We start from the raw sequence: 22,419 nt of genomic DNA, 5'->3' as shown, positions 1-22,419 counted from the left end.
GGCCGTCACCGCCAGCGCCGCAAGGGGCAGCTACTTCTTTTTCAATGCCGCTGCCACGGCTTGATTCAAAAGAGGCGCCATCACCCGGTAGCCGGCCAGGTTGGGGTGTACACCGTCCTCCCCATAGGCTTTCTTCAGGCCTAGGGTTTCGTCGGCCAAAGCGCTGTGTAAGTCGAGGTAGACTATTTTCTGCTGGGTGGCGTAGGCTTTGATTTGCTGGTTGAGGGCCATGATGTGCGGGGCGGGCTGCAGGCCCTTGCGCCACCAGAAGTCCGTGGCGGGCGTCACCGAGCCCAGCACCACCCGGATGCCGTGGACCCGTGCCAGCTCGGCCATGGTCATGATGTTGTTCAGGGTAGCCTGCTGGTTGTAAGGCCCGCCGTTCTCCGCAATGTCATTGATGCCGCCCAGGATGACCACCACGGCGGGGCGCAGGTCGATGACATCGGCCCGGAAGCGCACCAGAAGCTTGCCGGTGGTTTGGCCGCTGATGCCGCGCCCAACATAGGCGTAAGGCTTTCCGCCAAAAAAGGCCGAATCGGCTTTCACCCAGCCCTCGGTGATGGAGTTGCCGATGATAACCACGCGGGGCACGCCGGGCGTGGGCGGCGGCAGGCGCTGGTTGGCCGCGGCGTAGCGCTGCAGGTAGGCCCAGTCGTTGCGCAGCAGGTATTCCTGCTGGGTGCGGTAGGCTTCGTCGGCGGCTTTTTTGGCAGCCTCGGGGGTGGGCTGCTGGGCGTGGGCCGCCAGCGGCAGGAGGGTTGCGGCCCACGCCAACAAGCAGATGGGCGGTAGTTTCAGATACAAACTCATGCTGCTAGTACGCCAAGCGGGCTTAGTTCACCACAAAGGTCATAATGGAATGGGCTGCCGACGTGCTTTTGGCTCCCTGGCCGGCCAACCTCAGTTGGAACTCCAGCGGCTGGTCGGTTTGGTTCATCACCACCACGGCCACACTGCCGTCGGGGTTGCGGAAGGCCGTCGTTTGCAGCGCGTCGCGGTTGGCCGAGCTAATGATGCGCTTGGCCCCCGGGCGAATGAACTTCGAAAAGTGGCCGATGTAATAGTAGGCGTTGGTGTAAATCAGCTTCCCGGTCTTCGTATCGCCAATGATGGGGGCGTAACAGAAGTTGCCCACGTGGTTGGGCCCGCCGGTTTCGTCGAGCAGCACGTTCCAGTCGGTCCAGCCCACGGTGCCGGCGTTGAAATCGCCTATCATCGACATGCCGTACTTCTCGCCCAGGTCCCAGCGGTCAACCTTGGCGAATTCAAATTTCTCCAGGCAGCCTTCGGTAAAGAGCAGGTTTTTATCGGGGTAGGCTTCGTGCACGCGCTTCACGTTGTCGAACTGCATGGCGCTGCCGGTCCAGGTTTCGTACCAGTGGTAGCCGATGCCCCACACGTACTTGGCGGCCTGCGGGTCGTCGAGCACGGCGCTGGCGCGCTGGTACAGCAGGTCGCGGTTGTGGTCCCAGGCAATGAGCTTGCGGCTGCCCAGCCCGGCCTTTTGCAGGGTGGGGCCCAGGTAGCTTTTGATGAAGTCCCGCTCTTCTTCGCCCGTGAAAATGCAGGATTCCCACTTCTGAGTAGCCATGGGCTCGTTCTGCACCGTGAGGCCCCACACCGGAATGCCCTGCTGCTCGTAGGCCCGGATGAACTTCACAAAATAGTCGGCCCAGGCCTGGCGGTACTGCGGCATCAGCTTGCCGCCGCGCAGCATGGTGCCGCTGTCCTTCATCCAGCCCGGGGGGCTCCAGGGGCTGGCGTAAAGCGTGAGCCGGCCACCCGCCGCGGCCTGGGCCTGCTTGATAAACGGAATGCGAAACTGCTCGTCGTGCTTCACACTGAAGCTTTTCAGGGCTTCGTCCTTCTCGGCCACGTAGGTATAGCTGCCGCTGGCAAAGTCCGAGCTGTGAATGCTGGTGCGGGCCAGCGTGTAGCCAATGCCGGCCGTGGGGCTGTAGTAGGCCCGCAGCAACTCCTGCTGTTGGGGCTTGGGCAGCTTGGCAAAGGTTTCGGCGGCGGCATCGGTCAGCGCCCCACCAATACCCAGCATGGTCTGAAACGTGTGGCCGGGGTCGACGAATACGCACACCTGCGTTTCCAACGGTTGCTCGGCGGCCTGAAACGTCAGGTCGCCGGCGGCCGAAAGGCGTAGGTTTGTGTTGGCTGCCGTGGCGTAGATTTTCGCTGTTTTGCCCTTCGCGGAGTAGGGCGTGGGACTGGCGGTTTTTGCGGCTTTTTGGGCCGAGGCCGTGCCCAGCCCGAGGGCCGACAGCAACAGCAGGGAAAGGGAGAAACTGGTCATGAAAGTGAGGCTGAGCTGAGCAAATGTAGGCGCCTTGTTTTCAACTAATTTTCCTCAAAATCATTGATTTCAGCCGCCTGATGCTCGTTATGCCCGTGTTCATACACTTACCGCACAACCGCCGGCTGGGTGATACGCCCACCCAGCCACCCCAGGCTTTGTTATTGACCGCTTGCCAACTGCTGTTAAAAAACAATCAGAAAACCAGCGAAAAAGCCATAACACGGACGCTTAAACCACCCTACCATACGAAAGTGCCCACCGCGCCCCCAGCCAGCCGCGCCCCCGCCGCTTTGCCCCGGAACCGGAGGTTGAACACTTGCGGCTGGGCGGCGGTATTCAGCACCACCAGCACCGTTTGGCCATTGGGGGTCCGAAAGGCCACGTTGGGCAGCGTTTGCGGGCCGTTGGAGGCGATGCGCCTGCTGCCCGGCCGCACAAACTTGCTGGCGTGCGCAATGATGTAATACGCCGGGTTGCGCGTTACCGTGTTGCCGGCCAGAGTCAGGGCGCCCAGGCATTCGGTGCAGCCGCCGGGGGTGTGCGGGTTTTGCTGAGGGTCGGCGGCCAGGTTCCACTCCAGCACGGTGCGGGCCCAGTGGCGGGTGGCCCCGATGATGAGATTGTTGGTGTGCCAAGCCAAGTCGGTCGGAAACTTGCCGGGCGCTCCAATCCATTGCTCGGTGAAATAAAGATTCTTGTCGGGGTGCGCGTCGTGCACCTGGCTCAGGGCCTCGATGGAGCCCGCGTAGAGGTGAAAAGCCGAGCCGTCGACGTATTGCCGGGCCTCCTGGTCGTTGAGGATGGCAATGGGGTAATCGGGCCGGTCGGCATTGTGGTCGTAGGCAATAATTTTGGTGTCCAGCTTCTCTGCCCGGAAAGCTGGCCCCAGGCTGTGTTTAATGAACTCGGCCTGCTGCTCGGCCGGCATGAGCAGGCTCGGGTTGTTGCCAGGGTGCAAGGGCTCGTTTTGAATGGTGATGGCGTCGATGCGCACACCCTCGGCCCGCATTTCCTGGATGTAACGCACGAGATACCGCGCGTAAGCATCGTAAAACTCAGGTTTCAGACTGCCGCCCTTGGAGTTTTCGTTGGTTTTCATCCACGCGGGCGGCGACCACGGCGAAGCCATGATGTCGAGGCGGGGAGCAATGGCCAAAATCTCCCGCAGCACCGGTAGCAGGTGCTCGCGGTCAGGCGCGAGGCTGAACCGGGCCAGCGTGGGGTCGGTTTGTCCGGCCGGCAGGTCGTCGTAGCTGAACACCCGCTCATCGAGGTCGGAAGCGCCAATGCTCAGGCGCAGGTAGCTCACGCCAATGTTGGAACCGTCGGTGCCGAAGAGCTCCTGCAGCAGCCGGGCGCGCTCCGGGGCTCCCATGCGGTGCAGAAGCAGGGCGCTGCCGCCCGTGAGGCAGTACCCAAACCCATCGATTTCCTGGAAGATTTTGGTGTCGTCAACCGCAATGGTGGGCTGGTTATTGGTGGACGCGCCGAACCGCAGCAGTCCCGCTTGCCGTTGGAATAAAGCCGATTTATCGGGGGTGGTAAGCCATAGCGTGGCCGAAGTGGCGGTTTTGGCTGCCGCTTGGCGGCGCCCGGGCTGTTGGGCGTGGGCGGCCAGGTGGGCCAGCAGCAAGGCGGCCAGCAGCCAGCGGTGGAAGGAGGGAGGCATAGGCCGGCGATAAAAAGGGCCGCTATGGTGTTGCAGCCGTCCCGAAGGTATTGCGGCCATTCGTATTGGCGCGTGGTTGGTGCCGGTTTGCGGGCTGGTTGGGGCGCGAACCACAGTGCAGGCGCTGCCGCCAGCCCGGCCAAAAACGCAAAAAGCCCCGGTGCGGGTGCACCGGGGCTTTGCTGTAGAGAGAGGACTCGAACCTCTAATTGTACTAGCGAGATAGGCTAGCGCGTCTGCCAGTTCCGCCACCCCACAAGGTTTGTTGATGTAAATGTAGTCAATCCTTTCGCCGAATGAAAGCGAAAAGCTGAATTTACCTTGCGTTAACAATCTGTTTATGAGGAATTTTACTGCAAACGATTGTTGCTCTCAAACCGCCCACACCTAACTGCTTTGCAGCAGCTCCACATCGCTTGCTCAGCGCCGTCTCCTTTACCTTTGAGGGAATAAATAGTTAAAATAGTGAGTGAAAATCTCATTCGCAAAATCATCCATTTGGACATGGATGCATTTTACGCCTCGGTAGAACAGCGAGATAACCCGGACCTGCGCGGCAAGCCCGTGGCCGTGGGCGGTGCCCGCGAGCGGGGCGTGGTGGCGGCGGCCAGCTACGAGGCCCGGCAATTTGGCGTGCGGTCGGCCATGCCGTCGACCACGGCGCTGCGCAAATGCCCGGAGCTGGTGTTCGTGCCGCCCCGCTTCAACGTGTACAAGGAAGTGTCGCGACAGATTCGCGCCATCTTCGCCGAGTACACGCCGCTCATCGAGCCCGTGTCCTTGGACGAGGCCTACCTCGACGTGACGCACAACCTCAAGGAAATAGCGTCGGCCACCCAGATTGCCAGGGAGATTCGGGCAAAAATCCTCGCCGAAACCAATCTGACGGCCTCAGCCGGCATTTCCTACAATAAGTTTCTGGCCAAGCTGGCGTCCGACTACCGCAAGCCCAACGGGCAGTTTGTGGTGCGGCCCGAGCAGGGGCTGGCCTTTGTGGAAGGCCTGGCGGTGGGGCAGTTTCACGGGGTGGGCCCGGTCACGGCCGCCAAGATGAACCAGCTCGGCATCTTTACCGGGGCCGATTTGCGGGGGCAAACCGCCGAGTTTCTGCAGCAGCAGTTTGGCAAGGCGGGGCGCTACTACTTTGCCATTGCCCGCGCCCAGGACCACCGCCCCGTGGTGGCCGACCGCCTGCGGAAGTCGGTGGGTTCCGAGACCACCTTCGCCCAGGATTTAACCCTGTTTCCGGACCTGCTCGACGGCTTGCGGCCCTCCATTGAGGAAGTGTGGGAGTACTGCCAGCGCACCAGCATTCTGGGCCGCACCATCACGCTGAAGGTGAAATACGCCGACTTCCACCAGATAACGCGCAGCCGCAGCAGCGTGAGCCCCATTCCGAGCCAGGCCGTGCTGGAGCGCATTTGCCGGGAATTGGTCGAGTCGCTGTTTCCGCTAGCCAAGGGCGTGCGGCTACTGGGCGTGTCGCTCTCCAACCTAACCAACGGGCAGGAGGCTGCCGGCCGCCAGCTCACGCTGAGCTTTTGAACCGGCCCGCCCGCTAGAGGTAGGAAGATGGATAGGGCAAGCTCGTCGGGATAGAAGCAGGGTTGGCCGATATGCGGAGGCTGCTATTGAACAAGGGAGTAATTTGAGGTGTCTATCAAGGTGAGTAGCGGCTGCGCCGGGGTCGTTGCTTGGCCTTGGCTGGTTTCTATTGGCGGCAACTGTTACCTTCCGCAACCCTATCGGTTACATTTCGACTTTAACCTAATATTTGGTGTGATTCTGGATATGTAAGCCGTATGCTTGCGACCCGAAGCTCGCCGCCCACCCCGCCGGCCTTGCAGACTTCGCGGCTTCCACCTTTCCTCTAAACTTTCTTCGCATGCAAGCTTCTCGATTTAAGGTAAGTTTATACGCTTCGCTGGCCTTGCTGGGGCTGGCGTCTTATTCCGTTTATCAGGGCACGCCCCCGCGCAATCAGGTGCTGCTCGGCACCATGCTGCAGGGCCTGAGCGTGGCGCACTACCAGCCCGAGAAGCTGGACGACCAGTTCTCGCAGCGCGTGTTCGACCTCTATCTCAAGCGGATAGACGTGAACAAGCAGTTTCTGCTGGCCCCCGAGGTAGCCCAGCTCCGGCAGTTCCAAACCAAAATCGACGACCAGCTAAAAAACGGCACCCAAGAATTTCTGGACGTTACCAGCCAGATTCTGGCCAAGCGCACGCTGGAAATTCAGTCCCTGTACCGCCAGATTCTGGCCCAACCCTTTGATTTCACGGTGCAGGAAACCTGGGAAACCGACGCCGAGAAAGCTACTTACGCCCCCAGCGCTGCCGCCCAGCGCGAGCAGTGGCGCAAGCAGCTCAAGTACCAGACCCTGGCCCAGCTCTCGGAGCTGATGGACGAGGAGGCCCGCAAAAAGGACAAGCCCCTGGCCGCTACCAAAGCCGGTGCCACCCCCGCTACCACCATGGAGCGCGCCCGCACGCCCGCCGAGCTGGAGGCCGAAGCCCGCAAGCGCGTGCTGAAGTACTACGACGAGTATTTCGCCGACCAAATGAAAACCGACGCCGATGACCGTCTGGCCGCCTTCGCCAACGTCATAGCCAACACCTACGACCCGCACACCGAATACTTTGCGCCCATTGCCCGCGACAACTTTGACATTCAGATGTCGGGCCGCCTGGAGGGCACGGGCGCCTTGCTGCAGGAAGACGCCGGCCAGCTTAAAGTGAGCGACATCGTGGTTGGGTCGGCCTCGTTCCGGCAGGGCGAGCTGAAAGTGGGCGACATTATTCTGCGCGTAGCCCAGGGCGCCGCCGAGCCGGTGAGCGTGGAAGGCATGCGCTTCGAGAAGGCCGTGAAGCTGATTCGCGGGCCCAAGGGCACCGAAGTGCGCCTCACGGTGCGCAAGCCCGACGGCGCCACCGCCGTTATTCCCATCATCCGCGACGTGGTAGTGATTGAGGAAACCTACGCGCAGTCGGCCATCATCAAGCGCGATGGCCGCAACTACGGCTACATTCACCTGCCCAGCTTCTACGCCGACTTTGGTGGCAAAGGCGGCCGCAGCAGCGCTGCCGACGTGAAAGCCGAGCTCGCCAAGCTGAGCAAGGAAAACGTGGCCGGCGTGATTCTCGACCTGCGCTACAACGGCGGCGGCTCGCTGCAGGACGCCGTAGAAATGGGCGGCCTGTTTGTGCCCAGCGGCCCCATGGTGCAGGTGAAACCCAGCCGCGGCCCCGCCCAGGCCCTCAACGACAAAGACCCCCAGGTGCAGTACGGCGGCCCGCTGGTGGTGATGGTGAACAAGTACAGCGCCTCGGCCTCCGAGATTTTGGCGGCAGCCATGCAGGACTACCGCCGCGGCGTGGTGGTGGGCAGCACCACCTACGGCAAGGGCACGGTGCAGCAGGTATTCGACCTCGACCGGGCTGTTTCAGCAGAGTTTAAGGGGCTGATGCCGCTGGGCTCGCTCAAGCTCACGCTGCAAAAGTTCTACCGCGTGAACGGGGGCTCGACCCAGTTTAAAGGCGTGGTGCCCGACATTACCCTGCCCGATGCACTGGCCGCCGTTGCCAAAGGCGAGCAGGAAATGGAGTACCCGCTGAAGTGGGATGAAATTGCCTCAGCCAAATTCGAGCCCACCAACACGCGCCCGGATATTGAAAAGCTACGGGCCGCCAGCGCCGCCCGCGTAGCCGCCAGCCCCGGCTTCCGCCTCATCACCGACGCCTCGGCCCGGGCCGCGGAGCGCCGCAAGCAAACCAGCCTGTCGCTGAACCTGGCCGCCTACCGCACCACCCAGCAGCAGGCCCGCGACGCCAACAAGCAGCAAACCGCCGCCCAAAACGCCCTGCCTGCCCTGGACGTAAATCGGCTCACGGCCGATGCCAGCGCTGCCGGCACCGACTCGGTGGCGACCAAGCGGGTGGCGCGCTTCCTCAAGCCCCTGCGCAAAGACGCGGCCCTGGCCGAAGCTGTAGCCGTGATTGGCGACGCGCTGTAGCAGCACCAGCAGTACCATCAAACAGCCCCCGTCGCTACCCAGCGGCGGGGGCTGTTTGATGGTACTGGTGCTTGCCTAAACCCCTGCAGGTCGCTGGTGTGGTACTAGTGAGCGGCCAAGTGGTTATCTTCTCATTTGTATGCTCATGCTGAAATCGGCAGCATCTCGCTCGCGCCGACTGTCATGCTGAGCTTGCGAAGCATCTTCTCGCTAATGAACAAGTAGTTGAAGCGTGATAAGATGCTTCCTGCGTCAGCATGACAAACGGTTAGGTGACTGCAGCGAGTGAGCTGTTTGGCTACTATGACCCACGGTTCGTTTCGCTCTTGCCCGCCAGCGAGGCAGCAGGCGCAATCTGCTCCGTTGTACCCTGCTATTTGCATTGATTTACAGCAAAACCGGTGCGCAAAATGAGGCACTTGCAGGCCAAAAAGGCATACGTTGCCTCGCAATCTGCGTATGGACTGGCACCTCCACTATGTGTCGCGCTTATTATTCGCCGCATGCCTGCTCCCACCGCTGCTTCTTCCGCTTCGCCTGCCAACCTCTACGATGTTTTTCCGCAGGATGCCCTGCTGAGCGGAATTTTTGAAGCGTCGCTTACGGCCATAGCCTTGTACCAGCCCGTTTGGGACGCTACGAGCAGCAGCATTGTTGATTTTAACATTCTAATGTTCAACGCGGCGGCTCAGCGGATACTCAGCCAGCCCGAGCGCCCTACTGCTTCCTACCTCCAGCTGTTTCCGCATACGGCGGAGAGCGGCGTTTTTGCTTTTCATTGCGAAGCCTTCAAAAGCGGGCAGCGAACCCGCATGGACGTCAACTACCAGGCCGACGGCCTGGATAATTATTTCCGGCTGTCGGCCCTGCGCGTGGGCGAGGGCTTGTTGGTGAGCTTCACCGATTCGGCCGGGGAAAGCCGCAGCCAGGTGGAAGTGGCCCTGCGCGAAAGCCAGGCCCGCGAGCGCGCTGCCCTGGCCGAAGCCGAGCGCCAGCGCAGCTCGCTGCACAACACGTTTATGCAGGCGCCAGCCATGATATGCATCTTCGCGGGGCCAGAGCACGTGTTTGAGCTCGTCAATCCGCAGTACCAACAGCTGGTGGGCGACCGGCCGTTGCTGGGGCGGGCCATTCGGGAGGCCATGCCGGAGCTGGCGGGTCAGCCCGTTTTCGGCCTGCTCGACGAGGTGTACCAGACCGGGGAGAGCTTCCGAGCCAACGAAATGCTGGTGCAGCTCGACCACGCCAATGCCGGAGCTACAGAGTTCGAAAAGCGCTACTACAACTTTATCTACCAGGCCCGAACCGGGGCGAGTGGGGCGCCCGACGGCATTATGGTGTTTGCCTACGAAGTGACCGAGCAGGTACTGGCGCGGCAAAAAGTAGCACAGAGCGAAAAACTGTCACTTATTTCCAACCAGGAGTTGGCTGCGGCCAACGAAGAGCTGCAAGTCGCCAACGAGGAAATCCGGGCCAGCAACCAAGACCTGTTCATCACGCAAATGGCGCTGCGCGAGCTAAACCACGAGCTGGAAGCGCGCGTGGCCGACCGCACCACCCGCCTGGAGCGCGCCCAAAGCGAAACGGAGCGGCAGCGCTCGCGTCTCGAGCGGTTTTTTATGCAGGCCCCGGCCGGTATTTGCATCCTCGACGGCCCGGATTTGCGGTTTGAGCTGGTGAACCCGGCCTTCCAGGCCCTGTTTCCGAGCCGCCGGTTGCAGGGGCGACCCATACTGGACGCAATGCCCGAGATTGCAGAGCACGTGGTATACCAGTCGCTTCGAAAAGTGTATAAGCTGGGCATCACTCACGAGGAGTTCGACATGCTGATTCCCTTGCAGAACCCCCAAACCGGGCGTTTGGAAGAGCGGTACTTCAACTACACCCAGCAGGCCCGCTTCGATGAAAACGGACAGATTGACGGCATCATGGTGTTTGCCTTCGAAGTGACCGAGCAGCTGCAAACTCGCCAGCGCAACCAGGCCCTGCAAGCCGAGGCCCTGCACGCCGCCGAGCAGCTGGTGCGCCAGCGCGAAACCCTGCACCAGGTGTTTGAGCAAACCCCGGCGCTGGTGTTCATTGCCCGGGGCCCCAATCACTTCATCGACTACGTGAACCCGGCTTACCAATCGCTCTTCCCCGACCGGGTGCTGGTGGGCAAGCCCACGGCCGAAGCCATTCCGGAATCGGTGGAGGGCGGCTTCGTGGCCTTGCTCGACCAGGTGTTTGCCACCAACAAGCCTTATTTTGGCAGCGAAGTGCTGGCCAATGGCCACGCCGCCGCCGGGGACTCCCGGCCCCGCTACCTGAATTTTACCTACCAGGCCTACCAGGAAAACGGCGTGACGGTGGGCGTGTCTTCGTTTGCCTTTGATGTGACCGAGCAGGTGCAGGCCCGCCAGCAGGCCGAAGCCTTGCAGGCCGAGGTAAGCCGGCGCGATGCGCAGCTGCAGGACCTGTTTGAGCAGGCACCGGTGGCCATTGCCGTGTTTCGCGGGCCCACGTTCATCATCGAGCTAGCCAATCCGGGCATGCGCGAGCTGTGGGGGGAGGCGCCCATTGAGGCCCTGGGCAAGCCGCTGCTCGAAGCCATGCCCGAGCTGCAGGGCCAAGGCTTCGACACCCTGCTCCGGCAGGTGCTGAACACCGGCGAAACCTACAGCGCCCAGGAGCAGCCCATGCAGCTGCTGCGCTACGGCCAGCTCGAAACCATCGTGCTCGATTTTGTGTACCAGCCCCTGCGCGAAAGCAACGGCACCATTACGGGCGTGGCGGTGGTGGCCACCGAAGTAAGCGAGCAGATGGCCGCCCGGGAGCTGTTGGCCCGGGCCAATACCGAGCTGCTTGCCGCCAACCAGGCCGTGAGCACCCGCAACGAGGAGCTGGCCACCGCCAACGCCCAGCTGGTGCGCACCAACCAGGACCTCGACAACTTCGTGTACGCCGCCTCGCACGACCTCAAGCAGCCCATCAACAACCTGGCTGGGCTCATTGAGGAAATTCGCGTTGGCACCGTGTTCAACGACCCGGAAGAGGGAAGCATGCTGATGCCAATGGTCGACGACGCCCTGCGCCAGCTCGCCACCACTATCGACGACCTTGCCGCCGTGGGCCAAGCCCAGCGCATGCCCAACCTGCCCGCCGAAACCGTGGCCCTCGACGAGCTAACCCAGGAAGTGCTTCAAACGCTGCAGCCTCAGGTGCAGGCCGCCCGCGCCCGCGTCACCACCGACTTTGCGGCCCGCCCCACCATCACCTACGCCCGGGTGAACCTGCGCACCATCTTGCTCAACCTGCTGAGCAACGCCCTCAAATATTCTGACCCTGCCCGGCCGGCCCGCGTGCACCTGTCGTTGTGGGTGGAGGAAGGCCGCCCCGTGCTGCTGGTGGAAGACAACGGCCTGGGCTTCGACGTGCAGCGGCACCGCAGCGAGCTGTTTCACCTCTTCCGCCGCTTCCACGACCACACCGAGGGCACGGGCGTGGGCCTCTACCTCGTCAACCGCATTGTGCAGAGCAACGGCGGCCGCGTGGAAGTGGAAAGCGAAATAGGGGAGGGCACCACGTTTCGGGTGTATTTGTAGCGGCAGAAGCAGCTAGACAACTGAGCGTTTTAACGGGCCCTGCCCACGCCAGCCGCATTTCTACCGGAGCTTGCCCTGCTTGTTGAGCGTTGCTAATAGCACGGGGTTGTTGCGCCGGTCTTCAATGGTTACGCCTTGCAGTGGACCGGGGTACCCCAGCTTCAGGGAAATTCTGTTGCCCGTGGTCCAATCAAGGTCCATGGTGATGGAATGGTCGCAGGACGAGCTGGAGTAGCCCGGCTTGAAAAAGCCGTAATAAATGACTTTTTTATCGACCGTGACCGCAAAAGGCGTTCTGTCTCCCAGCGCTTTCGTTTTCTGAACGGCAGGGTCCGCTAATTTGAATTGATAACTGGTTTTGGCGTACTCCAGAATCTCTTGGTTTTGGATGATGGCGGCGTCTTCCAACACTGCGGAGGAAGCGTCTATTTCGCACTTTCCAGCCGTGAGCTGATACGACTTGAGCAGATAGACCTCAACCGTTTCTCCGGAATTGGAGTTATCCTTTTTGCACGACACGCAGGCGGCCGCCATTGCCAGAATGAGTACGAGCTTTGTCATAGTTGAGTATCTTGATTATCAGGTTCGATAAAGATAAACAACTCGCCTAAACCGTATACACAGCTAGCGCCAGCTAGGCGAAATGTGCCTCGCACCAGCTACTATCAATACCTCAAGTTTCTTCATGAAAGCCTTCATCTTCGACCTCAACGGGACCATGATTCACGACATGGAATACCACACCCGCGCTTGGCAATACCTATTTAACAACGACTTGGGTGGCAATTTTACCTGGGAGGAAGTGAAGCCGCAGATGTACGGCAAGAACCAGGAAGTGCTGGTGCGCATGTTCGGCGCCGACCGGTTTACGACCGCCGAAATGGACCGGCTTTCGCTGGAAAAAGAGCGGCGCTACCAGCACGAGTTTCTGCCGCACCTGGCACTGCTGCCGGGGTTGCAGGAGTTTCTGGAAGCCGCGCACCAGCAGGGCATTCCCATGGCCATTGGGTCGGCGGCCATTCCGTTCAATATCAATTTCGTGCTCGATAACCTAAAAATCCGGCACTACTTCCAGGCCATTGTCAGTGCCGACGACGTGGAGCTGAGCAAGCCGCACCCCGAAACTTTCCTGAAGGCAGCCGCGCAGCTCGGCGTAGCGCCCGCCGACTGCATCGTGTTCGAAGACGTGCCCAAAGGCGCCGAAGCCGCCCACAATGCGGGCATGAAAGCCGTGGTGCTTACCACCACCCACGAGGAGGCAGAGTTCGAGGCCTTGCCCAACGTGCTGCACTTCGCCCCGGACTTCACGGATGCGTTTTTCAAAACGTTGGTGTAGGTTCACGTGGCACTGCTGGGTGCTCGGTTGCTGTGTTACGGCAGCACCTGCATCCGCACCGCGGAGGGGTGCTGAGCATCGTGGTAGAGCTTAATGGTGGCTTTCTTAAAATCCTTGGCATCGGCCGTGGCGATGGGTACGAACTGCTGCGGATTGCGGTCGACAAGCGGAAACCAGGTGCTTTGCATCTGCACCATGAGTCGGTGGCCTTGCTTGAAAGTGTGCAGCACATCGGGCAGCTCGTACGTCACTTTGGTGGGCTCGTTGGGCTTGAAAGGCTCGGGTTTCTCGAAGCTGTTGCGGAAGCGGCCGCGCATGACCTCGGCGCGCACCAGGCGCTGGGTGCCGTCGGGCTGCTCGTCGATGACTTTCACGATGAAGTCGGCATCGGTGCCGGAGGTGCTCACGAAGAGGTCGGCGGTGAGCGGGCCGGCCAGGGTCAGGTCCTGCGGCAGCGTTTCGGTATGGAAGGTGAGTACATCGGAGCGCTTAGCGGCGAATCGCTGGTCCTCAATCATGTACTCGTTGTTGCGCTCGCCGTGCACGCCGCTGGTGTAAGGCACCGGTTTAGCAGGGTCGCTGACGTATTGGGTCGGCTTCGGTGTTGTGGTGGGGGATGTGAACGCCAAGCGGCCGGATTCCTGAAAATACACCGTCCGGGGCTCGGCGGGCGCGGGTGGCCAAGCCGGGTAGGTTTTCCATTCGTTGGTGCCGGTGTTGAACACCGTGGCTTCGGCCGGATTAAAGGTGCCTTTGTCTTTCAAATAGAAGTTGAAAAACGGCGTTTCCAGCGTTTCGCGGAAGGTTTGGGCGGTGTTGCTGCCGAAGCGCAGGGGCCCAAAGGTGCTCCAGTCGGGCCGGGCCCAGGCGCCGTGGGTCCAGGGGCCCATCACGAGGTGGTTGGTGGCGCCGGGGTTCTGCTTTTCAATGGCCTTGTAGGTATTCAGGGCGCCAAATAGGTCCTCGGCATCGAACCAGCCGCCTACTACTAGCACGGCGGGTTTTACGCCGGTGAGGGCCGGGCGAATGTTGCGCGTCTGCCAATAGACGTCGTAGTTCTCGTGCTCCAGATACTCGTTCCAGATACGGCCCCGATTGTTAAAGTACTTGGTTCCGTTGGCGTTTTTGAGGGGGCCCAGCTCCAGAAAAAACTTGTAGGCGTCCTTGGTTTCGAACTTGAACAGCTCCTTGTATTCGGCCACCGGCTGGGAGCGCGGCACATCGAAGTAGTTCAGGAAACCGAAGTTGTCGAGCAGGAAAAACGCGCCTTTGTGGCGGGCATCGTCGCCCATAAACTCATCTGTGACTGGCGCCTGGGGCGACACCGCTTTCAGGGCCGGGTGGGCGTTGGGCAGCGCGGCGGAGGCGTAGAAGCCGGGGTAGGAAATCCCTATCAGGCCCACCCGGCCATTGTTTCCGGCAATGTTCTGCAGCAGCCACTCGATGGTGTCGTAGGTGTCAGTGCTTTCGTCGTGAGGTGGCTTGGCACTGGCCGGCTGGTTTGGGGCGAGGGCCGGCGTCATTTCCTCAAACTGGCCCTCGCTCAGGTAGCGGCCGCGCACGTCCTGGTGCACAAAAATGTACTTCTCCCGCGAAAGCTCCTGGCTGGGCCCCGGCCCGCGCCGGCGGTACTTGTCCTCGCCATAGGGCCCGGCCGAGTAGGGCGTGCGCTGCATTAAAAACGGGTAGGGAGTGGCTGCAGACGCATCTTTGGGCACGTAAATTACTGTGTGCAGCTTCACGCCGTCGCGCATGGCAACCTGGCGCTCCAGCTTAGTGTAATTCTCTCGCACAAAGGTGGAATCCGGGGCGCGCGACTGGGAGTAGGCGGCGGGCGCTGCCGCGAGCAGGGCCACGAGTAAAGAGCCGGTGAGGATTGGGTTAGTCATGCAGAAAACAGGGTGGAAAGTTGGAGTGAGGCGGAGGCGGCAAAGTAAAGCAAGCGGCCGTTAAGCATCTTTGGCGCGCCATGGGAAGTCCGTCAGTGCACCTTGCAGCTTGTGTAGTAGAGCCTGCAAGCGGTATTAGAACGGTGTAGAGACGCAATATTTTGCGTCTTGGCGTACGCGCCTTTTTGGGTGCTTGAGGTGAATATCGTTCGGGCATCGTTCAACGCCGAGACGCAAAATATTGCGTCTCTACACCGTTCTTATTGTTCTTCTGCGGGGGCTGGCACCGGTCACCGTCCCATGCGCACTGTTGTATCAAGGCGCTGGGTGAGCAGGAAGCGGCGGTATTCCTGGCGCAGGCTGGCTTCTTCGCGGCGTTGTTGTTCTTTCTGGAAAAACCGCACCTTGTACTTCTCGCCGGGCGCCGTGCGGCTGAGGTTGATGTAAGTGAGCTTGCGGTTGGCGTTGCGGGTGGTTTCGCCCTCCTGAATGCGCTCAACGCGCTTGCTGTTGTTGCCAAAAAGGGCCTGCAGGGGCTTGAGGCCAATGAACACGTTGGTGCGGCCGTCCAGGCCGTAGCGGCCGCTCACGGCCAGGCTGCTGAGGTTGCTGTTCAGGCGCAGGTCGGGGATGAGCACCTGGCCGTTGGCCAGAATGAATTCGCTGCTAACGGGCTCGAAGAACAGGTGGCTCGTGCGTTCAGATTTCATAAACTTGAGCGCCTCCATCAGGGCCTCCACGTTCAGCAGCTCGAGGTTGCGAAACTCGGTTTTCAGGTAGCCGGCCGTTTGCAGCAAATCGGGCAGGAATTTGGGGCCGAGGTCGGTGCGCAAGTCCGCCACGCCGCGCAGGGTGCCCCGGATGTTGTCGCCGCCCAATACGTTGAGGCCCATGGCAGTGGCGGTAGCAAACAGCGCCGGCAGTTGAATATCTTCCAAACGAACCTGCGCCTGGGTGGGGTGGTGGGCGCGGTTGGTGGTGCTCACCATCAGGCCGCGCAGGCTGATGCGCCCTTCTAGGGCGTTGAGGGTGCACTGGTCGAGGCGGGCCTCGCCTTCGAGCAGGTGCGATACCAGGCGGAGCTTGCTGCCTTTGATGGCGGCGTAGCGCACCTCGTCGGCCTCCACGCGCAGCACCGCGCTAAGGACGCCGTTGGTGAGCATCGATTGGTCTTGCGGCGTTTGTTGCCGCTGGGCGCGGCGGGTGGCCTGGCGCTGCACCCGCGCCACGGTGCGGGCGGTGGGCACCGAGTCGGGGGGAGTAGTGAGGCTGGCCACTAGGGCCAGCAGGCGTTGCAGGTCGAGGGTGGCGTAGCGCAGGGTTACGTCGGCGTCGGCGGCGGTCAGGCGCAGGTTTTCTACCTGGGCGGTGGCGGTGGCCTCGCCCTTGCCGCCTTCGGGAGTCAGAAATCGCAGGAAGGGCACGCGCAGGCTGGCGCCCGCCTTTTCCAGCCGGAGCCGCACGTTGGTAAGGCTTTCGTCTTCGGGCAGCTGCACCTTGTCGATGTCGACGCTCACCCGGCCGTTGGCGGCCAGCAGCAAGTCGCGCAGGGCCGGGCTAGCCGCCCCCGGCGTCCGGGCCGGCGTCCGGGCCGGCTGCTCGGGGCGGGTGAAGCGGGCCAGGAATTGTTCATAATTAAGCGTGGCGAAGCGCACCGCCACCTGGTACTCCACGGGTGCCACGTCGTTGTCGGGGTCGGTGGGCCACTCCACGTTGCCCCGCACATTGCCGCCCCACACCCGGCCGGCCAGGTTGCGGAGCTGCACCCGCTGGCCGTTGTGGCGCACGGTCACGGCCAGGTTGTTGAGCGTGTCGCTGGACAGCAGCAGGCGTTGGCAGCGCAAGCTCACGTCGAGGAGCAGGCCGGGCGGAATGAGCTGGCTGCCCAGCGTGGCGGCCAGTTGGGCCCTGTCGCGCGGCGACTTGCCGGGCAGCGGCACGCTGGTGGGGGAGAAGTCGGGGCCGCTGGTACGCGGGATGGGCCGCAGGAGCGTTCGCAGCCGGTCGGTTCGGAGCTCGTCGACCGCAAAGCTGCCGTTGATGGTGGCCGTGGGGTGCTGGTCGGTGAGGTATTCGTAGAGGTAGGTGGTGGTGGCCGAAGCCTGGAACCGCATGTCGTTGAGCACGCCCGAGGCATCGGACAGCCGCACGAGGCTGTCGCGCAGCCCCACCGTTACGTTGAGGCCCGAGATGTCGGCCCCGCGCACAGGCACGAAAAGCGAAGCGTTGCGCAGCGTAACAGTCCCGCGAATGGCCATGTTGCGCTGCAGCGGCAGCGGGTCAAACCGGCCCGCCATGGGCGGCAACAGGCCGTGCAGCCGCAGGTTGACATCGGCCACGCCCTGGCGGGCCCGCCAGTGCCCGGGCGCAATGAGGGCCGCTATTTCGCGCAGCTCGGTGCGCCCCTGAAAGTGACCGGTGAGGAAAGGCCGGGTAAAGTCGCGCAGGGTGAGGGCAATGTTGAGCTCACCGGCCGGGGAGTAGATGCGGCAGTGCTGAAGCGTGAGCACCGTCGAGGTGATGTTGTGGTCCGGGCCGTTGTCGTAGGTGCCCTCTAGGTCCCAGCGGCTGATGCGCTGGTCGGGCTGGGGCCACTGCAGGCTGGCATTGCGCAGCTTAAACGTCAGCACGTTGCGCGGGGTGATGGTGGGGCCGCTGAGGCCCGTGATGCGGTAGCGAATGTGCGCCCGGCTGGGGCTGGTGGCGCCGTCCAGGTGGGGCTCGAGGCGCGGGGGCAGGGCGGCGCGCAGCACGTCGGTGAGGGGCTGGTAGCCCACAAACTGCAGCTGCAGGATGGTGCCAACGGGCTGCTGAGGGTCTACCCGGTGGGTGCCGCTCACCCGAATAGTGTCGCCGTTGAGGGTGGCGCGGGTGTTCCAGAGCAAGCCTTCGCGGTTTTTGAAGGTGTAGCGGTAGTTGACCCAGGCCTGCACCGGCCTCCGCTCAAACAGGGTGCCGGTGCGGGTGCGCAGGTAGCTCAGCTGCCCGTCCAGGGTGCCGGTCACGCGCAGCACGCCGCGCTGCAGGCGGGCCTTCAGGCGGGCTTGCCGCACCTCGGCCCCAAAGGCACTGCGCGAATACCCGTTGTGCGAGCTCATGCGGAAGTTGTTGACCAGCAGCTGGTCCAGCACCAGGTTGAGGGCAGGCGGGGAGCCCGTGCCCTTGCGGCGCTTGCCGCGCAGGCCCCAGGCGTGGCCCAGGGAGTCGACCCGCTCCTGAAAATCAACATCGGTAACCACCAGCCTGGTGACGTGGACTTTGCCCCGCAGCAAGCTAGTCAGCTGCAGGCGCATGTCGGCCCGGCCAACGCTCAGCACCGGCACCTGCTGCCGGAAGGACGTATCGGTGAGGCTGATGTTCTGAATGGAGGCCGTGAGGTGCGGGAAGTCGCGCCACGGCGAGAATTCTACTTCGAAAGGCCCCAGCACCAGCTCGGAGTTGTGCGTCAGGCCCTCGCGCACGGTTTGGGCAATGCGTTTGCGCCCGTACTCGCTGCCAAACAGCCACACTGCCACACCTATCCCCACCACGCCCAGCAGCAGCACCGATGCCAGTAGCCGACGGACGGGGAATGATTTCATAGAGGGAAGCTGCAGAATATGCTACCTGAACGCAGGTGTAACACAAAAAAGCAATGGAAGGTAGATGGGTTGAAGCTAAAGCGCCGGCCATAACCCCAGCCGTATGCAAAGCTATAACTACGCAAAAGCCCCGAGCAGGGCTGCTCGGGGCTTTTGTAGACTGCTCATTTATGTTCACTTTATAATTTGTCTGTCATGCTGAGCTTGCGAAGCACCTTATCACATTTTAACGATTTGTTCTGCCCTGATAAGATGCTTCTTGCGTCAGCATGACAGCTGATTGCAATGACGGACAATGAAGGGCCATAGCCAAGCCAAGGCGAACTAGCGCCCGCCGCTGGCCCCAGCGGCTGCGGGCTTGAGTTGGGTTAGCAACTCCCGCACGGCGGTATCGAGCTGCACATCGCGCCCGGTATAGCTTTCGCCGATGGGGCGGGTCACGGCCACGTCTACCGGGCGGGGGTTCATTTCCATCACCTTGCCGTCGCTGGTGGCGCGGATGGTGCTGAACGGCAGGCGCAGGCTGGAGCCATCGAGCAGGGTAGCGGCCGAGGTGAAGATAATCCAGCCCGAGGTGGGCTCGCCTACTACTTTGCCCAGCTTCTCCGCCCGGTAGCCTTCGGTGAAGTCCTCGGCGTCGGAGAGGGAATGTTGGTTGGTGACGAGCACCGTGGGCAGCTCCAGGGCGCGCTGGCCCAGGGCCGAGCGCGCGGGCTGGGGAATGGGCTGGCTGCGGGTGGCCATGCTCAGGTAGCTGCGGCGCGAGAGTACGTCGATGGCGTACACGTTCACGAAGCCACCGTTGTTGTTGCGCACGTCCACTACCACGCCGTCGCGGCTCATGTTTTCGGCGTCGAGGTCGAGGTAAAGCTGGGCCAGCGCCCCGGCCGACATATCAAACATGTGCACGTAGCCCAGGCGGCCGCCGCTGACTTTGGCCACGTAAGCGCGCCGTTCCTCTACCCACTGGCGGTAGTCGAGGGCTTTTTCGGTCTCGCGGCTTAGAGGGCGTACTACCACGTCGCGCTCAGCCAGAGCAGGGGCGGCGGGCGCGGCGTCTTTCGGTTTGCGCTTGCTGGTTTTCGCTGCCGCTACCGGAGCGGCGGCGGTGCCCACGCGCATGGTCACGCGGCGGCCTACTTTGTATTGCAGCAGTTCATCGAGGTTGGTGCCCGGCGTGATGGCGCGGCCATCTACGGCCAGGAGCACGTTGCCGGGGCGGATGCCCGCCAGGGCCGCCGCACTCAGGGGCAGCACGGTGCTCACGCGCAGGCGTCCGTTCTGCTCGTATTCGGGCGCGTCGAAGCGCAGGCCCAGCCGGCCAGTGGCGGCGGGTACTGCACCAGCGGCCGGGGCCGGCGGGTTCGCGCCGGAGTGTGAAGCGTTAAGCTCGCCAATCATGAGATTGGTGAGGCGGCGGGCTTCATCGGGGGTGCGGGCGCCGGCAATGAGCGGAGCGTACAGGTCGTGCTGGGTTGCCCAATTAGCTTGGTTGAAAGAGGGCTCGTTGAAGAAATCGCGCAGCAGGCCCCACGACTGCTCAAACACGACCATCTTCTCCTTTTCGAAGTCCACGTCCATCTCGGCCGACACGGCCAGGGCTCGCGCCGTGCCTTTGCCGGCCTCCACCGGCACTACCCGAATGACGCCCTGGTCGAGGTAATAGATTTCCTTGCTGTCGGGCGAAAACTGCGCGTCGCGCTTGGCGCCAACGGTGGAGGTGAGCTGGCGCACCACGGCCGGCTCCTTGCTCAGCTCATCGAGCGGAAAAATGTAGAGGTTGGATTGGTTGGCTGAATACGCAGTCAACAGCAGCCACTTGCCGTCGGGGCTGATGCTGTGCGAGCCTACGTTCACGCCCACAGGCAGCAAGCTCAGCCGCCGCCGTATGTCTTCAAACACCACGTTCACGGGAGGCTTTACGGCCTTGGCGGGTTGGCCAGTGGCCAGGCTCGGAACAGGTTTTTTACCGGCGCGCAGCGTGTCAGTAGGGCCGCCGGGCAGCACCGGCGGGCGGGTCGTTGTGGCCGGCTTTATGGACGGCGTCGCGGGGCTGGGGCCGGGTTGGTCCTTAAATAACTCGCGGAACTGGTCTTCGCGGAAACGCGGCGTGCGCGGTAGCAGGTCGATGCGGGCCACTTGGGCGTCCTCGGTGCGCTGGCCGGTGTCGAAGAGCAAGAACTTGCCATCGGGGCTCCACGAAACCGTGTTGGTGTTGGTATTGGCCACGAAGCTTGCCGCGCGAGCGGGGCCACCCGCTACAGGCACCACGCTCACGTTGGTGAAGCCGCGGGCGCCCTTGGGCAGAAACGCCAGCCAACGGCCATCGGGCGACCACGCAAAGCTGCGCTCGGCCCGGAGCGGGGCCCGGCCGAAAATACCTTTGGCTAGAGACTTCTCCTCGTTCTTGGCTATGTCCAGCACCCGCAGCTCGGCGGCGTCGCGCTCAAAGGCGAGCTGCTTGCCATCGGGCGAAAACGTGGGCGCTGCATCGTTGAGGGCCGAGTTGGTGAGGCGGATTTCCTTGCCCGTGGCGAAGGTATAGCTGTAGATATGCGACGGGCCGTCACGCTCCGACACGTACACCAGCCGGCGGCTGTCGGGTGCCCAGGCCAGGTCGGTTTCGGGGGCGGTGGTCTGCGAAATGCGGGTGGCCTCGCCACCATCAGTCGCTGAGGCGGCAAACACTTCGCCGTGCACTACAAAAGCCACTTTGGTGCCATCGGGCGAGAGGGCGAGCTTCTGCAGGCGGTCGGTAAAGCGTATGCGCTCCACGGCGGTCCCGGAAGGTGCTCCGCGCCGCTGAATGGCCACTTCGCGCACTTGCCCGTTGTCGGTGTCCAGGGTCCAGAGCTTGAAGTTGCGTTCAAAGGTAATGAGCTTGCCATCGGCTGAAATGCTGGGCCAGAGCACGCGGCCATCGGTGAAGGAGGTGACGGCTTTGGGCACCGACTTGTCGCCGTTCGCGCCCAGCACCCAGATGTTTTCGTGGCCGTTTTGGTCCGACATGTAGAAAATGCGCTGGCCACCCTGGCCCCACATGGGCCACAGCGCCCGGGAGCCGCCGCCCGTGAGGGCCTCGTAGGTGGGCACGCCGTTGGGGCCCTCGCGCCGCAGCGTGATTTCCGACTCGTCTAAGTGGCTGTGGCCGTGGCGCCACCACTGGCGGTCGCCGTTGCCGCGGGAGCTGAAGGCTAGGGTTTTGCCATCGGGGCTGGGCGCGGCAAAGAATTCGTTCGCATAGCGGTCGGCGCTCACCGGCGTAGGTGTGCCCCCAGTGGCTGGCACCCGGTAGATGTCGTTCATGCTGGCGATGTCGCGGCTGGTGGATGAGAAATACAGCCACTTCCCATCAGCGGACCAGTTGTCGAGCTGGTCGGGCGCATCGTCGAAAGTGATGCGACGCAGCTCGCCGGTTTCCAGGGTCAGCACGTAGATGTCGCCGTTGCCGGTGCGGGTCGAGATGAAGGCCAGGGAGCGGCCATCGGGGGAGTAGAGCGGGCGGCTTTCGGTTGCCGGGTGGGCCACCAGCAAACGCGCTTCGCCGCCTGCTATTGGGCTGGTCCAGATATCACCGCCCGACACAAACGCCAACTCGGTGCGGTTGGGTGAAATGGCTGGCTCTGAGAAATACGGCACCGGGGCCGGGGCCGCTTGGGCCGGGGCGGGCATTCCGAATCCGGCAGCCACGGGCAGCACTCCCCAGAATACAGGGGTCATCCATGCCTTCCGGGTTGAAGGGGAAAACTTGAAAGCAGGCATTGATTAGAGGCAGTTAGGTAAACGTTATTTCATATAGTGGACACGGGCCATCACTCAGCTAAGGTAGGCCGGAGTGCACGCATCCTGTATTTTATGTGAGTTTAATTTGGTGGGGTATTGGGAGGACTGAAAACGGAATGGCCCCGCGGCGTTTGAAACCGCGGGGCCATTCCGTTTTGAGAAAGTAACATCTGGCAATTGCCTTGACGGTGATGCTGAGAGTAACCGAACTGCAGGTCGCTCCCTTCATGTAGCGCGTCTGTCATGGTAACACG

General features: G+C 62.3%; 11 protein-coding genes and 1 tRNA gene. 4 read left to right on the top strand and 8 right to left on the bottom strand.

The genetic code is table 11. From position 1 onward, the window contains the following. Positions 1 to 30: 30 nt before the first annotated feature. The 4 genes from BMZ66_RS06335 to BMZ66_RS06320 form a co-directional block, all read right to left on the bottom strand. Positions 31 to 813, bottom strand: a complete 783-nt coding sequence (locus BMZ66_RS06335) for a GDSL-type esterase/lipase family protein (protein WP_092670095.1) — start codon at positions 811 to 813, stop codon at positions 31 to 33. A 22-nt stretch (positions 814 to 835) separates the two neighbouring features. Beyond that, the gene (locus BMZ66_RS06330; protein ID WP_092670093.1) at positions 836 to 2,308 is read right to left on the bottom strand and encodes a glycoside hydrolase family 30 protein; all 1,473 of its coding nucleotides are present in this window, start codon (positions 2,306 to 2,308) and stop codon (positions 836 to 838) included. A 241-nt stretch (positions 2,309 to 2,549) separates the two neighbouring features. Then, positions 2,550 to 3,980 carry a glycoside hydrolase family 30 protein gene (locus tag BMZ66_RS06325; protein ID WP_092670091.1) on the bottom strand — a complete coding sequence of 477 codons (1,431 nt, stop codon included), beginning with the start codon at positions 3,978 to 3,980 and terminating at the stop codon, positions 2,550 to 2,552. A 182-nt stretch (positions 3,981 to 4,162) separates the two neighbouring features. After that, positions 4,163 to 4,238 (bottom strand) — tRNA-Asp (locus BMZ66_RS06320). A gap of 207 nt (positions 4,239 to 4,445) precedes the next feature. Between BMZ66_RS06320 and dinB the strand changes: the two genes are divergently transcribed. From dinB to BMZ66_RS06300, 3 genes are all read left to right on the top strand, one after another. Continuing rightward, positions 4,446 to 5,525, top strand: a complete 1,080-nt coding sequence (gene dinB / locus BMZ66_RS06315) for a DNA polymerase IV (protein WP_092670089.1) — start codon at positions 4,446 to 4,448, stop codon at positions 5,523 to 5,525. A gap of 340 nt (positions 5,526 to 5,865) precedes the next feature. Beyond that, on the top strand, positions 5,866 to 7,992 hold the full coding sequence (locus BMZ66_RS06310) for a carboxy terminal-processing peptidase (RefSeq protein ID WP_092670087.1): 2,127 nt from the start codon (positions 5,866 to 5,868) through the stop codon (positions 7,990 to 7,992). A 503-nt stretch (positions 7,993 to 8,495) separates the two neighbouring features. Continuing rightward, on the top strand, positions 8,496 to 11,576 hold the full coding sequence (locus BMZ66_RS06300) for a PAS domain-containing protein (RefSeq protein ID WP_177204611.1): 3,081 nt from the start codon (positions 8,496 to 8,498) through the stop codon (positions 11,574 to 11,576). 60 nt (positions 11,577 to 11,636) lie between these two features. Here the strand turns inward: BMZ66_RS06300 and BMZ66_RS06295 are convergent, their stop codons facing one another. Beyond that, positions 11,637 to 12,137, bottom strand: coding sequence for a hypothetical protein (locus BMZ66_RS06295; RefSeq protein ID WP_092670081.1), 501 nt, complete (start codon positions 12,135 to 12,137; stop codon positions 11,637 to 11,639). Between the two features lie 124 nt (positions 12,138 to 12,261). Here BMZ66_RS06295 and BMZ66_RS06290 point away from each other — a divergent pair, with 124 nt between their 5' ends. Further along, the gene (locus BMZ66_RS06290; RefSeq protein WP_092670079.1) at positions 12,262 to 12,912 is read left to right on the top strand and encodes an HAD family hydrolase; all 651 of its coding nucleotides are present in this window, start codon (positions 12,262 to 12,264) and stop codon (positions 12,910 to 12,912) included. A gap of 35 nt (positions 12,913 to 12,947) precedes the next feature. Here the strand turns inward: BMZ66_RS06290 and BMZ66_RS06285 are convergent, their stop codons facing one another. The 3 genes from BMZ66_RS06285 to BMZ66_RS06275 form a co-directional block, all read right to left on the bottom strand. Then, positions 12,948 to 14,801 (bottom strand): CocE/NonD family hydrolase, encoded by a 1,854-nt coding sequence (locus BMZ66_RS06285; protein ID WP_092670077.1) that lies wholly within the window; start codon positions 14,799 to 14,801, stop codon positions 12,948 to 12,950. Between the two features lie 290 nt (positions 14,802 to 15,091). Then, positions 15,092 to 18,382 carry an AsmA-like C-terminal region-containing protein gene (locus BMZ66_RS06280; protein ID WP_092670075.1) on the bottom strand — a complete coding sequence of 1,097 codons (3,291 nt, stop codon included), beginning with the start codon at positions 18,380 to 18,382 and terminating at the stop codon, positions 15,092 to 15,094. A 324-nt stretch (positions 18,383 to 18,706) separates the two neighbouring features. Continuing rightward, on the bottom strand, positions 18,707 to 22,102 hold the full coding sequence (locus BMZ66_RS06275) for a S41 family peptidase (RefSeq protein WP_092670073.1): 3,396 nt from the start codon (positions 22,100 to 22,102) through the stop codon (positions 18,707 to 18,709). Positions 22,103 to 22,419: the final 317 nt, after the last annotated feature.

This window comes from Hymenobacter arizonensis, from assembly GCF_900115775.1.
In the GTDB taxonomy this organism is placed as follows: domain Bacteria; phylum Bacteroidota; class Bacteroidia; order Cytophagales; family Hymenobacteraceae; genus Hymenobacter; species Hymenobacter arizonensis.
Note: the sequence above shows the minus strand (reverse complement) of the source record. Positions and strands in the feature narration are given on the sequence as shown.

Bases quoted from the DNA above. Each gene is read 5' to 3' on its own strand.
- BMZ66_RS06330 (WP_092670093.1), bottom strand. From the start codon at position 2,308: ATGACCAGTTTCTCCCTTTCCCTGCTGTTGCTGTCGGCCCTCGGGCTG.
- BMZ66_RS06335 (WP_092670095.1), bottom strand. From the start codon at position 813: ATGAGTTTGTATCTGAAACTACCGCCCATCTGCTTGTTGGCGTGGGCC.
- BMZ66_RS06285 (WP_092670077.1), bottom strand. From the start codon at position 14,801: ATGACTAACCCAATCCTCACCGGCTCTTTACTCGTGGCCCTGCTCGCG.
- BMZ66_RS06275 (WP_092670073.1), bottom strand. From the start codon at position 22,102: ATGACCCCTGTATTCTGGGGAGTGCTGCCCGTGGCTGCCGGATTCGGA.
- BMZ66_RS06310 (WP_092670087.1), top strand. From the start codon at position 5,866: ATGCAAGCTTCTCGATTTAAGGTAAGTTTATACGCTTCGCTGGCCTTG.
- BMZ66_RS06295 (WP_092670081.1), bottom strand. From the start codon at position 12,137: ATGACAAAGCTCGTACTCATTCTGGCAATGGCGGCCGCCTGCGTGTCG.
- BMZ66_RS06280 (WP_092670075.1), bottom strand. From the start codon at position 18,382: ATGAAATCATTCCCCGTCCGTCGGCTACTGGCATCGGTGCTGCTGCTG.
- BMZ66_RS06290 (WP_092670079.1), top strand. From the start codon at position 12,262: ATGAAAGCCTTCATCTTCGACCTCAACGGGACCATGATTCACGACATG.
- BMZ66_RS06300 (WP_177204611.1), top strand. From the start codon at position 8,496: ATGCCTGCTCCCACCGCTGCTTCTTCCGCTTCGCCTGCCAACCTCTAC.
- BMZ66_RS06325 (WP_092670091.1), bottom strand. From the start codon at position 3,980: ATGCCTCCCTCCTTCCACCGCTGGCTGCTGGCCGCCTTGCTGCTGGCC.